The 12,815-nt window shown below is 42.3% G+C and carries 12 protein-coding genes; 4 read left to right on the top strand and 8 right to left on the bottom strand.

Annotated features, from left to right (window positions below):
* Positions 1–329: 329 nt before the first annotated feature.
* The 4 genes from BM122_RS09385 to BM122_RS09370 all read right to left on the bottom strand — a co-directional run bounded on the left by BM122_RS09385 (position 330) and on the right by BM122_RS09370 (position 4,009).
* Positions 330–596 carry a hypothetical protein gene (locus BM122_RS09385; RefSeq protein WP_143083382.1) on the bottom strand — a complete coding sequence of 89 codons (267 nt, stop codon included), beginning with the start codon at positions 594–596 and terminating at the stop codon, positions 330–332.
* Positions 597–784: 188 nt separating this feature from the next.
* Positions 785–1,027: a hypothetical protein gene (locus tag BM122_RS09380; protein WP_074905324.1), complete on the bottom strand. Its 243-nt coding sequence runs from the start codon at positions 1,025–1,027 to the stop codon at positions 785–787.
* Between the two features lie 1,036 nt (positions 1,028–2,063).
* Positions 2,064–2,501, bottom strand: a complete 438-nt coding sequence (locus BM122_RS09375) for a DNA polymerase III subunit chi (RefSeq protein ID WP_074905323.1) — start codon at positions 2,499–2,501, stop codon at positions 2,064–2,066.
* Between the two features lie 17 nt (positions 2,502–2,518).
* Positions 2,519–4,009 carry a leucyl aminopeptidase gene (locus BM122_RS09370; protein WP_074905322.1) on the bottom strand — a complete coding sequence of 497 codons (1,491 nt, stop codon included), beginning with the start codon at positions 4,007–4,009 and terminating at the stop codon, positions 2,519–2,521.
* 353 nt (positions 4,010–4,362) lie between these two features.
* Here BM122_RS09370 and serB point away from each other — a divergent pair, with 353 nt between their 5' ends.
* Both serB and BM122_RS25965 read left to right on the top strand, forming a co-directional pair.
* Positions 4,363–5,193: a phosphoserine phosphatase SerB gene (gene serB / locus BM122_RS09365; protein WP_074905321.1), complete on the top strand. Its 831-nt coding sequence runs from the start codon at positions 4,363–4,365 to the stop codon at positions 5,191–5,193.
* 580 nt (positions 5,194–5,773) lie between these two features.
* Positions 5,774–6,157, top strand: a complete 384-nt coding sequence (locus BM122_RS25965; RefSeq protein ID WP_371264908.1) for a Bax inhibitor-1 family protein — start codon at positions 5,774–5,776, stop codon at positions 6,155–6,157.
* Here the strand turns inward: BM122_RS25965 and cysM are convergent.
* The 4 genes from cysM to BM122_RS09340 all read right to left on the bottom strand — a co-directional run bounded on the left by cysM (position 6,134) and on the right by BM122_RS09340 (position 10,483).
* Positions 6,134–7,018 (bottom strand): cysteine synthase CysM, encoded by an 885-nt coding sequence (gene cysM / locus BM122_RS09355; protein WP_074905320.1) that lies wholly within the window; start codon positions 7,016–7,018, stop codon positions 6,134–6,136. The two genes, BM122_RS25965 and cysM, sit on opposite strands and share 24 nt — an antisense overlap.
* A 135-nt stretch (positions 7,019–7,153) precedes the next feature.
* Positions 7,154–7,450: a ComEA family DNA-binding protein gene (locus BM122_RS09350; RefSeq protein ID WP_074905319.1), complete on the bottom strand. Its 297-nt coding sequence runs from the start codon at positions 7,448–7,450 to the stop codon at positions 7,154–7,156.
* Positions 7,451–7,582: 132 nt separating this feature from the next.
* On the bottom strand, positions 7,583–9,235 hold the full coding sequence (locus BM122_RS09345) for an MFS transporter (RefSeq protein ID WP_074905318.1): 1,653 nt from the start codon (positions 9,233–9,235) through the stop codon (positions 7,583–7,585).
* Positions 9,236–9,349: 114 nt separating this feature from the next.
* Positions 9,350–10,483, bottom strand: a complete 1,134-nt coding sequence (locus BM122_RS09340; protein WP_074905317.1) for a Do family serine endopeptidase — start codon at positions 10,481–10,483, stop codon at positions 9,350–9,352.
* Positions 10,484–10,544: 61 nt separating this feature from the next.
* Between BM122_RS09340 and BM122_RS09335 the strand changes: the two genes are divergently transcribed.
* Both BM122_RS09335 and mltA read left to right on the top strand, forming a co-directional pair.
* A complete protein-coding gene (locus BM122_RS09335; RefSeq protein WP_074905316.1) occupies positions 10,545–11,291 on the top strand; it encodes a Nif3-like dinuclear metal center hexameric protein in 747 nt (248 codons plus the stop codon).
* Positions 11,292–11,527: 236 nt separating this feature from the next.
* On the top strand, positions 11,528–12,766 hold the full coding sequence (gene mltA, locus BM122_RS09330) for a murein transglycosylase A (protein WP_074905315.1): 1,239 nt from the start codon (positions 11,528–11,530) through the stop codon (positions 12,764–12,766).
* Positions 12,767–12,815: the final 49 nt, after the last annotated feature.

Raw genomic sequence — 12,815 nt, 5'->3', positions numbered from 1 at the left:
ATCGCAGGTAGCAAGGTCATTAATTATTATTCCATTTCTAAAGCAAAAATGACTTTTTCGGCTTCACCTTGCTGTATTATTTATACTGTCTGCGGCTCGCCTTCACGTCATTTTTGCTTTAGAAATGGAATAAGAAATAAAACTTATCGGATTCTAGCAAGCTGTTAAATAATAACGTACTGGAAACGGAAGTAGTCGATGATAATGATAGGTAAAAACAGTAAAAAAGCGGTGTTTATAGCTGATAAACGAATATTTTGAACTTGTTTTTCATTTTGAATCTGTTTTTATTATCGCAGAGGCAATGCAGATAGCTTTTCAACAGCCTGCTAGTGAACCGCTGCAGTCAGCCATTGATCCTGTGGTTTCGGATAGAATTGCCTTTTTTGTTTTTTAACCGGTGTCAAAACGATCAGATGTCGGGCTTGTCTGACGTCTTCGGCAACCAGGGGGTTGATAAGCTCTATCGCGATATAGTTTTTGTTGCCGTGCAATTGTGATCGAATCTGATCAAATATTTTACCATCATGGTCACTCACGCCGATGACACCGATGTACGCAGGGATCGGCAATGAACCTGGCTGGTGGCGTCCCATGATAGGAACCTGAATACCACATGATAGAACAGCTTCCTTGTTGAGCAGTAATTCCATTTCTAAATCAAAAATGAAGCGAAAGCGAGCCGCAGACAGTATAAATAATATGGCAAGGTGAAGCCGACAAAGTCATTTTTGCTTTAGAAATGGAATAACCTAAATCCGTCAACTGTTTCGCTACACACGCGTTAAACCGATGGCCTTGTCTCTGACCGGACTGCCGGCAATAAATCGATCAGCCAGGCTTGTCCTGGCTTCCTAGCTTCATCTTCCTGCTGAATCAGTGCTAATAAGGATAAGGGCTCAAACACATCGGCTACCCGATTCAGGCGCTGAATATAAGCCACATTACTCGGAAGTCGCGCAAACCAAGCGCGTAAAAGATGATCCGCATACTCATAAATACCTTTGATCACTCTATACTTGTCCATCACACCGAACAGGTAGAAAGCAATGACTTGTTTGCCACTAAAGCTTCAATCCGCGCGAGTAAGCCGAAGGAGTTTCACCTCCAGCTCCTCACAGACTCCGTACGTGAACCTCTCGATTCATACAGCGCCTGTCAATGCTAAATACTACAGGCAAAGCATACGCTCTTCCCCGAGCTGGGTTGGCAAATACTTAGCCTGAGCCAACACATCCCCTTCACTCCATTTCCATTACAGAAATTTCAACGCTCATACGGGATGATCCGCCCCTCATAAATGCATCGATACTTTCCCCCTTCGCGGGTTTCGCTTATAAGATTTTCTCTTAACATCACGTACAAGGTTCCTACGTTGCATACAAACGCCCAGATTAAGCTCATGCCCTCTCTACACCGGCAGCCATCCAAACAGTAAACAGGTATCCTTTGGACTTATCTCAGGAGATAATTAAGCTCCTGATTTTGACTACACTTACAGACGTTTCGATGCTTGCAAGGGTACACTTATTGTTCATCTTCTTAATCCTCACCTGACACTTTTAAAAGTGCCTTTTCCTTAACGCTCACGACCCAGGCTTTTGACAAGAGCCCCTTAAGGTGGTCTGAAACCTCCTCCTGTAAGGTGATTCCGGAGGGCCTTCCTCCATCATTTGTATAGTTACGGACAGTTTCCTATCCTCGTAGCACACTAGTTGCGCATTCTTTGGTTATAAACCCAAGAATTTTCCTGATGATGCATGCAACATACCGAGAAATCGTTATTAATTAAAGAGCCAAAGCAAGCAAGCTTTTTTCAATCAGCCTTAGAATCTCTTGGTTTCTCAATGCCGTTTTTTCCGATTAACTTCCAGCAGCCCAATAAAAATTGGAAGCTTAAGACAACTTTGTTAGGATAAAACATTGCAGAAGATACCTTTCGATATCGCTATGGCTCTCTGTATCCAGTTTATTCAGTCATGCCTCTTCATCAACCTTGACAGATATCGCAGAATAATCAGCCCCCTCGTGAAACGAAAAAGAAAGAATCGTTCTGGTATCGATCAATGCTGATTCTGATCAAGTTTATGGTGGTGTACACTGAGCCCTTGCTCCTGATAGAAACGATAACGTTTACGAGCAACCAACTTGTCCTCGGGTACATTTTCAACGATTTCGATGACTCTTTGAAAGCGATCATAAACTGGAGGTACTTCATCATGCAGGTTAAGCAATACCTCATACGACCCGATCTGCTGAATTTCCTCGCTATTACTAATTAATATCACCGGCGTAACGTTGGCCATTTTGTCATCACCGTGGCAATGCGGAATAAAGCTGATGGGAGAGAATGTCCAGAGCAATTTATCGAATTGATTCAGAAGTGACGAATCTGGTATATAAACCATTATTTTGGTCGCCTGTTGAATCACTTTTTCACTTAATCGGCATGCAATCAATAATTTGTCGGATGCACCCGAATAAAAATCAATTTGTGGCATCGTTTAAATGCTTATTTTTATGCTTTCGCACGCGAAATTAAAAATTGTGCCAAAAGCGGTACCGGACGACCAGTAGAACCCTTTTCCTTACCATTTTTCCAGGCCGTACCGGCAATATCCAGATGTGCCCAAGGATATTTTGCTGTAAAGCGTGACAAAAAGCAGGCAGCTGAAATTGTTCCTGCTGAGCGTCCACCAATGTTTGCCATATCTGCGAAGTTGCTTTTCAGCAACTCCTGATAATCATCCCACAGCGGCAGCCGCCAAACACGATCCGACGCTAATTCGGAAGCTTGTAATAATTCCTGGGCCAATTGATCATTGTTACTCATTAAACCAGATGCTATATGTCCCAGTGCAATGACGCAAGCTCCAGTTAGGGTTGCGATATCAATTACGGCATCAGGTTTATACCGTTCAGCATAGGTCAGCGCATCGCATAAAATCAGCCGCCCCTCAGCATCAGTATTTAGAATTTCAATTGTTTGGCCAGACATGCTTGTCACCACATCCCCTGGTTTGCTTGCATTGCCACCAGGCATATTCTCAGTCGCAGGAATAATACCAACAATATTGAGAGGGAGCTTCATTTCTGCTACCGCTGTTAATGTGCCCAATACACTGCCTGCGCCACTCATATCGAATTTCATCTCATCCATCTCAGCTGCAGGCTTTAATGAGATACCACCCGTATCAAAAGTGACGCCTTTACCGACTAGCACAATAGGTTTTTCCATTTTTGCCAAGCCGCGGTACTCTAATACGATTAATTTGGCAGGCTGATGGCTTCCACGTGCAACAGCAAGCAATGCGCCCATACCCGCTTTTTCCATCTCTTTCTGTCCTAATACAGAAACCTTAAGATCATAGGCTTTAGCCATATCGGTAGCTTGCTCAGCAAGATATGTCGGGGTACAGATATTGGGCGCAAGATTTCCGAGATCCTTAGCTACCTTTATGCCCCGCGCAATTGCAAGACCCTGCTGTAATGCTTTCTCTCCAGCTTGAAGCGATGCTTGATCATTCACGCTTATCGTAATTTTACTAAGAGCAGGCTGCTCTTTTTCTGGCTTACTTTTAAGGCGATCAAAACGATAAGTACTTTCCGCCACCAGAATCACTGTCTGGGTAATTTTCCACGCAATATCCCGTTGCTTTAATGGAATATCCGCCAAGAAGAAGGTAGCATCTGGAGCGGATGTTTGAGATAACGCTTTGAATGTGGTTAAAACTGCTTGTTGATACACCTTATCATTGAACTCTTTCTCTTTACCTAATCCAACCAACATCACGCGCTTACTTGGAATGCCAGGAATGTTGTGTAACAGTAAAGTTGTATTAGCCTTACCCTCCATATCACCTTGGCGTAAGATATTGCTGATGAAGCCTTTGGAAGCATCATCCAAACTTTTGGCAGGCTCGGTCAATTTGCGTGATTCAAATACACCCACCACGATACAGGCTCCGCGCTGTTTTTCTGGCGCGCAGAGTTTGATTGTAAAATCCACTTTCTACTCCTTGTTAATTATTTTAAGATGAAAGAACTTTATAAATAAATTTGCATGGATTATCGCTGTACTTTATGTATAAAGTCAAAATAAGCAACAGGGGATAACTGGAGTAAAATCTCTACCTTAAAGTTAATTTCGAATTAAAAGCAAGCGCAAAGCAAGGTACTCCACTATTCCATTTCTAAATCTAAAATGACGCCAAGGCGAGCCGCAGACAGTATAAATAAATACGGCAAGGTGAAGCCGACAAAGTCAGTTTTGATTTAGAAATGGAATCACATCTGGAGTACCTTGCTTTGCGCTTGCTTTATTACATCACTATCAATAATTAATAATGATTCGGATACACCATGAACCTCATCATCCAAGGACTAGAAATTGAAAACAGCGACCTGCGAGCACTTGCAAAACTCGCGCAAGCTAACCAAATTGAGCGTGTTACCGGGCAAGCATTCCGCTTGGCAAACGCGAATCCTCATCCCGATATTCCTGAATACTGCGCTGAATTAAAACTCGATTTTGCTTTTATTCCGAGCGGAACAAAGTTAACTAATTTTGGGTTAATTGCAATGGATATGGATTCAACACTTATTGCCATTGAATCGATTGACGAAATGGCTGGCATGTACAATGTCAAGCCTCAAGTTGCAGAAATTACGCAGAGCACCATGCGAGGCGAAATTGACTTCGCTGAAAGCCTGATTCGGCGTACAGCACTTCTAGAAGGATTACCGCAAGAAGCGCTGCAAAAAGTTTATGATGAAAAAGTTAGATTAAACCCTGGCGCAAAAAAACTGCTACAGCGCATGCAAGCAGTAGGCCTCAAGACCATGGTAATCTCAGGAGGTTTTACCTTTTTCACTGATAGAATCAAAACAGAGCTTGGATTAGATTATGCCTTTGCAAATACATTGGAAATCAAGGATAAAAAATTAACTGGCCAGGTGCTTGGTAATATTATTGGCGCCGAGGGAAAAGCTGAATTGTTAAGGCGTATCCGAGATGAGCTACGTCTGAACAAGGAACAAGTTATTGCTGTTGGCGATGGGGCCAATGATCTAAAAATGCTAGAATCTGCAGGCATTGGCATTGCATACCACGCAAAACCCGTTTTACAAGAGAAATCAACTTATTCCATTAATTTTGTGGGACTGGATGGCATTATCAATCTTTTCGAGTAAATAATTCTGTAATATTACACCAGTAATATCTCCGATAATTTATTTAGTAGATGCGCTTGAATAAAATGCATTGGTAACTATTCGCAACTTTTAATAAATGTGGATAGTCGAGTACTGTTTTTTCAAAAAAAGGTAAAAGGATAGTTATGTAATCTAATATGCGCGATACATAGCTTCTACTGCTCAAACAGGAGATATAAGCATTATTCGTAATAAGGTATTGCGAATACTTATTGGATGCTCGGCTTAACAATGATTCTAACCGTCATCGATCCGGCAATCGGAACAGAACAAATTTCTCTTTTCTTGCTCAATCACCGCTCATAAGTTCTCTGGTCATGTTGGCCGTCATGATAGGTTTAATGTTTGCAGTAAGCGCTACCCGTAATAGCACCTGGGGCATATTGCTACTTTTCGCATTTACCTTTGTGGCTGGCTGGTAGTTAGGACCGTTGCTTTAATATGCATTAAATTTTAGCAATGACACGCAATTGATTGGTACAGCAGTAGCTGGAACCGGGGGTTATCTTTTTTTACTCTGACAGGAATTGCTACTGTAACCCGTAAAGATTTTGGCTTTTTGCGTAATTTCTTATTGGTTGGGATAATCTTGTTGGTTCTCGCTTCACGGGCTAATTTATCCTTTGCTATGCCCGCTGTATCGCGGGCAATCTCTGCTGCTGCAGTATTGCTTTTCTCAGGCTCAGTGTTTATCTTGTTTGATGTCAGTCGTATCGTAAATGGTGGTGAGACTCATTATGTAATGGCAACATTGGGTATTTACCAGAGTATTTATAATTTATTTATCAGCTTGCTGCAATTACTACCAGCTCTCTCAGGTGAAAAGAGATTAACTAGTGACTGTATCTCCATAAATCAAAAAGGGTGGACAAAAATAACCATCTTTTTGTTTAATACTGCATCTGTCAAACCTAGTTTTTTATTTAAAAATGCTGGTAGATAAATAGCGATCGCCACGGTCGCATACAATAAAAACAATCACTGCATTATCTAGCTCCGCAGAAACTTTAAGCGCTGCAGCTAGTGCCCCACCTGATGAGATCCCCGCAAAAATTCCCTCTTCGCGCGCCAAACGCCGAGTCATAGCCTCAGCTTCATGCTGAGAAACCAGTATGATGCGGTTCACCCGTTTAGGATCATATATTTTCGGCAAGTAATTTTCTGGCCACTTACGAATACCCGGAATCTGCGATCCTTCTTCTGGTTGCACTCCAATAATTTCAATAGCTGATTTCTTTTCTGAAAAATATCGAGCGCATCCCATGATGGTGCCTGTGGTGCCCATGCTACTTACAAAATGAGTTATTTTTTCATCCGTATCACGCCAGATTTCCGGAGCGGTACCCTCATAATGAGCTAACGGATTATCAGGGTTAGCAAACTGATCAAGAATAAACCCGCTACCTTCTTCACACATTTTCTCAGCAATATCACGTGCCTTTTCCATACCTCCTTCCTTAGGGGTTAATATAATTTCAGCGCCAAACGCACTCATTGCTTGCCGACGTTCTATACTCAAATTTTCCGGCATAACAAGAATCATCCGATAACCCATCATGGCCGCCGCCATTGCCAAGGCAATACCGGTATTGCCACTCGTAGCTTCAATTAAAGTATCACCTGGTTTGATATCACCTCGCTTTTGCGCATGCTTAATCATAGAAAGCGCTGGCCGATCTTTCACTGACCCAGCTGGGTTATTTCCCTCAAGCTTAGCCAGAATGGTATTACTGGTTTCTCCAGGGATCCGTTTAAGTTCTACTAAGGGTGTGCTACCAACAAAATTCTCAATTGTTTTGAACATAGACAATGCAATTTTTGCTAGAGGATTAATTATCGCATATGTCATTAAAGATAAATGCCCAAAGAATCAGAATAGCAAAAAAAATACCCCCAGAAACTGAAATGTATTTCTGAGGGTATGTATTACTTCGCTAACTTATGGATTGGACTCTTTTTTCTGTTCAACTGCTATTTTTTCTCCCTTCTCCACTGTCAGATCATTGCGTATTTGCTGAAGAGTGCCCGCTCCAATACCATTCACTTTTTCCAAATCATCAACCGAACTAAACAGGCCATGCTCATTTCGATATTCAACAATGGCTTTTGCCTTGGCTGGACCAATTCCCTTCAGCGCTTCGAGCTCGGCTTGTGAAGCAGTATTAATATCTACTGCTGCATAAACATCACTACTCAATATAAAAAAGATAATTATCAGTTGTTTTAACCTTACCATAATCACTCCCAAAATTAGAAAAAGTGTTGTTTTGCTTTTGACAAGCCTTTATTGCTTATAAAGCATTAAATATATCGGCATTTTCTCAATCTTATTGAGAAAATTTTAGATAGATCAAGGTAAAGCCAGCTCTCATGCGCTACGGAAACGTGTTTGTCTAATGAGGATAATAGCCAGAAAAGGTAGAATAAAGCCAATAATAGTCACTGTGATCAATAGCATACCCAGTTCACTATAATCAGCTGGTACAGAGATTTCGCTGGTTACAGGATCTTTCACTTCGCGTGTAACAACAAAAATCTGGTTGATATATTTGGTGCCCAATTGAGAAGCTGATAAAGCAAGATTAGTAAACGATGCCATAACAGCAAAAAAAGTTGCTTTAAGTTTATCTGGCGCTGAGTTAGCAATCCATGCCAGCATAGGAATCATCGCAATCTGGCCCAGTGGGGATTCGATTGCCGTATCTATTATGGCGATAAAACGTGCGTCTACTATTCCTCCTGTTTGCGCTGCTGTCCACACGTGCAAACCAAAGTACATACCAATGATTGGGAAAGACAACAAGGTGCTGGCGATAGTAAGTACACCTATAATATAAGCCATAGAGCGTTCTGCCATAAAACGGCGAAATATAAACATTCCCACCAACGTTAAGACAGCACCTATCAATGACAAGGTGGCAAGAAATTGTTGATCGAAACCTAGCTGGTCGATCATCCACCAGGTAATGCCTGCTCCTGGGTTAGGTAGTGCACGGAATATAAATATCAGAATGGCTGTACCTACCAACTGATTGCGTGCTTCTGCATCAAGCTCACTGGAAAGACGCCAGATCAGAAAAAGAATGATGGCCATTGATAAACAAAATACAATTTCCTCGGCAGCAGAATAACCACCGAGTCCGATACTTAAAGATACAATTGTAAATGCTGCACCACCACCCAATATCCACCAATTAACCTGCGGTACTTCGGTATGGATAGTCAACAATGCCTCAGCTTCTCTGCGGTTCAATCCCTGTGATACAAAACGTCTCATATTTTGCCGCCGCAACCAGCTAGCAAAAAACACCCCACAAACTGAGATAAATGGAATCACCAAGGCGAGTTTATAAACCAATAAATATGCAGCCGTTTTACCTTCTTCTGGCATGGTACCTACATCGCGCATCAAAATAACATTAGCAACGGAAACAAGGACACTACCGCCAATAATGGCTACTCGGCCAAGAGTTTGCATCGTGACATGCATTTGTTTGCGCTTTTCTAAAGACAATGGTTTCCCATTCGCATCTACACGTGGAACAGCTTCTACCGTCATTGCATCGGCTACTACATCTTGGAAAACATAACCAATCGGAGCAAGTAAGGCTGCTGCTACATACCAGCTTTCTATTGATGCAACATTTCGCATGGTATCGGTATATCCAAGCAATCCGATCATGATGAGCAGACTTACCATGATCAAACTCGCTCCCAGATAGACTAACAGGCTCTTCCAACGCCATATCAAGTCTACAAGATGGCCAATCGGCATTTTAAGTGCCCATGGCAATGCCATCCAGAATGCCAACGCTGCCAGAAATTCAGCAGAAAGTCCTAGCCGTTCTTTAACGTAAAATGTGCCAACGATTCCAGTCAAACTAGAAATACCAGCAGCAACGTAAACCATTAATGGAGGTAAATACGAAAGCCGCATTTCACGTCCTAGTGCAAATAAATTGATATCGAGCCAACGATATAAGGCAGCTAATGCTTTTGGATTTGGTGGTACAACCTTCATTCAGATTATCCTGTTTCTTCTGATCTATTTCTTCGGAAATATGGCTTCAGACATTAAAATTCACACGCAAAAAAACTTGTATGAGCTATTGATCCAAGCATGCGATCCCATTCATTAAGTAGGACGTTTACCTACTTTAACTTTAACTGACCTTTCCGAATTATTACGCAATATCGTTAAAACAATTGTTTTACCTGGCGTTAACGCTGCAACCAGGTTGAGCATTTCGGAAGAACCTGCAATTGCTTTTCCATCCATAGCAAGCAGGATGTCTCCAGGTTTTATCCCTGCTTCATCAGCTGGGCCATTTCTCAGCACACCGGCAACGAGTGCGCCCCCAGGTTTTTTTAACCTAAATGACTCCGCCAACTCAGGAGTGATATCCTGCATACTCACACCTAGCCAACCACGTATCACATTCCCGGTCTCGATAATTTGCTCCATGATTTGTTTAGCTGCAATTGCTGGAATAGCAAAGCCTATGCCTAGTGATCCACCCGTACGAGAATAAATAGCAGTATTGATTCCAATCAAATTACCGGCCGTATCAGTCAGTGCGCCGCCTGAATTACCCGGGTTAATCGCTGCATCGGTTTGAATAAAATTCTCAAAAGTATTGATTCCTACTTGGGTTCGTCCTAATGCACCGATAATTCCCATGGTAACGGTCTGACCAACGCCAAAAGGATTACCGATAGCGAGCACAATGTCACCCACTCTTGCTTGCTCGGATTGGCCAAAAGTGATGCTGGGTAGATTATCCAGATCAATCTTTAGTACGGCCAAATCACTTTCCGGGTCAGAACCGATGATGCGCGCTTTGGCATTTCTACCATCAACCAAGGCAACTTGGATTTCACTTGCTGCCTCCACTACATGATGATTAGTCAGGATATACCCTTCTGGACTAACAATCACGCCTGAGCCAAGACTGGAAGAACGCCTTGGCCTGGATTCAAAACGCTCGCCAAAAAAACGCTGAAACATCGGATCATCCAGCAGTGGATGTGATGGCATCTTAATTTCCTTGCTGGTAAAAACATTGACAACCGACGGCATCGCAATTTCTGCGGCAGCATAAAAGCTACCAGGCCGAGGTGTCACTTCAACGGACACAGCCTCTTTGACCGTCGCCAACTTGCCACGTGGCGTCCATGGCAATAATTCAGGTCGGAGCGTGGAAACGACAAAAAAAATCGCCAACAATACCGTGACCGATTGTGCAAAAATTAACCAAAGTTTATTCATATCAGCATATTAATCAGAGGTTACAATATCAATAGGTATATATAGTGATCAGGAATAAAAAATGCAACAAGATGAACTTGAGAATTATCTGAATCAATTACTGGATATTTCTCGTTTCCAAGATTATTGCCCAAATGGACTACAAGTGGAAGGGCGCAATCAAATTCATACTATAGTAAGTGGCGTTACAGCATCAATGGATTTTCTCCAAGCGGCAGTAGTCATGCACGCTGACGCAGTCCTCGTACACCATGGTTATTTTTGGCGTGGCGAAGATAGAACATTGCGCAGTATAAGGCATCGGCGCATAGCCTTATTGATGAAGCATGAAATCAGCCTTTTTGCCTATCATCTCCCCCTAGATGCTCACCCCGAATTAGGTAACAACGCTCAATTGGGACAAAAACTCCATTTTGCGACAGTCGGTCACTTTGGACAACAAAATATTGCTTCATACGGCCAAGTTATGTGCAATATTTCTCTTAATGAGTTAGGTGAAAAAATATCATTGGCATTGGCACGCAAACCATTGATCATTGGCGAACCAACTAAACAAATCCGCCGCATCGCCTGGTGCACCGGTGCCGCTCAGAGCTATTTCGAAGAAGCTATCCAGTTAGATATCGATGCATTTATTACAGGTGAAATTTCGGAGCAAAGTGTCCATACTGCACGAGAATCAGGAGTCGCATTTATTTCTGCAGGACACCACGCAACTGAACGTTTCGGTGTGCAAGCACTTGGAGAACATATTGCTCAGCAATTCGGCATCAAACATCACTTCATTGATTTAGATAACCCGGTATGATCAATACGTTTACAGTTTAAAGAAGATTTAGACGCCAAAAGCATGAGTGAAGATTTTCCAAGATCAGTCAATCTTCCTTCTTCTCGTTCTTATCTTTTTTCTTAGGTAGAGTCCACCAGATGATAAAAATAAACAATCCCAATGCCAACGCTGCTTCTGCTGCTAATATCCACATATCTCTCAGCTTGTTGTATAGTCAGAATTTATCAAAAAAATATAACTTTAATTAGAATTCAATGCAAAGCCAATCAACCTTATCTATTCTTGCATTACTATTGTGGCTGCTAGCAGCCTGCAAAACAGAGACTATTCCGTCAGCACACATACCTGCCAAACCACCAGCTTCCTCAAGCACAAGCAAATTAGCCCCTTCTGCTCCCATTGTACCCCAAGTATCTCCAATATCTCCTAGCACCAGTCAGCTAAAAACTACTGATTGGTCTCAATTAAAAGTATGGGAGCAAGACATGCTTTTGCCAGCATGGACTGCTTTTTTACAGAGCTGCAATGCCTTAAATAAGCAACTATTGTGGCGGGAAACTTGCAAAAAAGCCAGCATGATCAAGCAACCTACTGATAACACCATTAAGCACTTCTTTAAGCACCATTTTATTCCTCACCAGGTATTGAATTTGGATGGTAGTGCTGAGGGATTAATTACTGGCTACTATGAGCCACTGCTTAAAGGAAGCCGCACCCCATCGCAGCAGTACCGTTATCCACTTTATGCGCAACCTGATGAACTTCTTGTTATCGAATTAGCTGATGTTTATCCAGAACTTAAGAATCTGCAATTGCGAGGCCGTTTAGAAGGACGCAAAGTGGTACCGTACTATACTCGAGCAGAAATTGAGAATGAACCGACATCGCTAAAGGGGCGTGAGCTTTTATGGGTCAACGATCAAGTTGAATTATTCTTTCTCCAGATTCAAGGTTCTGGCCGTATTATGCTCGAAAATGGAGAAATTCTCAGAGTTGGTTATGCCGATCAGAATGGCCATCCCTATCAATCGATCGGAAAACTCCTGGTTCAACGTGGTGAACTTCCCTTAGAAAATGCTTCCATGCAGGGAATCAAGCAATGGGGACAGCAAAATCCTGACAAACTCACTAAATTACTGCATCAAAATTCACGTTATATCTTTTTTCGGGAGCTTCCTAACAATTTGTCTGGCCCAATTGGTGCATTGGGTGTACCTCTTACTGCGGGTAGAAGTTTGGCTGTCGATTCTCGCGCTATACCACAAGGTGCCCCTGTTTTTCTCTCTACCACTTGGCCTAATAGCAACAAGCCGCTCAATCGATTGATGGTAGCCCAGGATGCGGGTAGTGCCATAAAAGGTGGAGTACGCGCTGATTTCTTCTGGGGATTCGGCCCGGAAGCAGCAAGCCAGGCCGGAAAGATGAAACAAAAAGGAAAAATGTGGGTATTGTTACCCAAAAATTATTCTTCACAACTTCAGGCTAAAAAATAAAAAAAGAATGAGCTAGTTACTGTTTCTTGCAACGGAAATATAATTATGC

Origin of the sequence: Nitrosomonas communis (assembly GCF_900114745.1) — a bacterium.
Lineage (GTDB): Bacteria > Pseudomonadota > Gammaproteobacteria > Burkholderiales > Nitrosomonadaceae > Nitrosomonas > Nitrosomonas communis_A.
This window is presented reverse-complemented; position numbering and strand designations above follow the sequence as displayed.

Bases quoted from the DNA above. Each gene is read 5' to 3' on its own strand.
- BM122_RS09375 (WP_074905323.1), bottom strand. From the start codon at position 2,501: ATGCCACAAATTGATTTTTATTCGGGTGCATCCGACAAATTATTGATT.
- BM122_RS09385 (WP_143083382.1), bottom strand. From the start codon at position 596: ATGGGACGCCACCAGCCAGGTTCATTGCCGATCCCTGCGTACATCGGT.
- BM122_RS09350 (WP_074905319.1), bottom strand. From the start codon at position 7,450: ATGGTAAGGTTAAAACAACTGATAATTATCTTTTTTATATTGAGTAGT.
- serB (WP_074905321.1), top strand. From the start codon at position 4,363: ATGAACCTCATCATCCAAGGACTAGAAATTGAAAACAGCGACCTGCGA.
- BM122_RS09380 (WP_074905324.1), bottom strand. From the start codon at position 1,027: ATGGACAAGTATAGAGTGATCAAAGGTATTTATGAGTATGCGGATCAT.
- BM122_RS09340 (WP_074905317.1), bottom strand. From the start codon at position 10,483: ATGAATAAACTTTGGTTAATTTTTGCACAATCGGTCACGGTATTGTTG.
- cysM (WP_074905320.1), bottom strand. From the start codon at position 7,018: ATGTTCAAAACAATTGAGAATTTTGTTGGTAGCACACCCTTAGTAGAA.
- BM122_RS09345 (WP_074905318.1), bottom strand. From the start codon at position 9,235: ATGAAGGTTGTACCACCAAATCCAAAAGCATTAGCTGCCTTATATCGT.
- BM122_RS09335 (WP_074905316.1), top strand. From the start codon at position 10,545: ATGCAACAAGATGAACTTGAGAATTATCTGAATCAATTACTGGATATT.
- mltA (WP_074905315.1), top strand. From the start codon at position 11,528: ATGCAAAGCCAATCAACCTTATCTATTCTTGCATTACTATTGTGGCTG.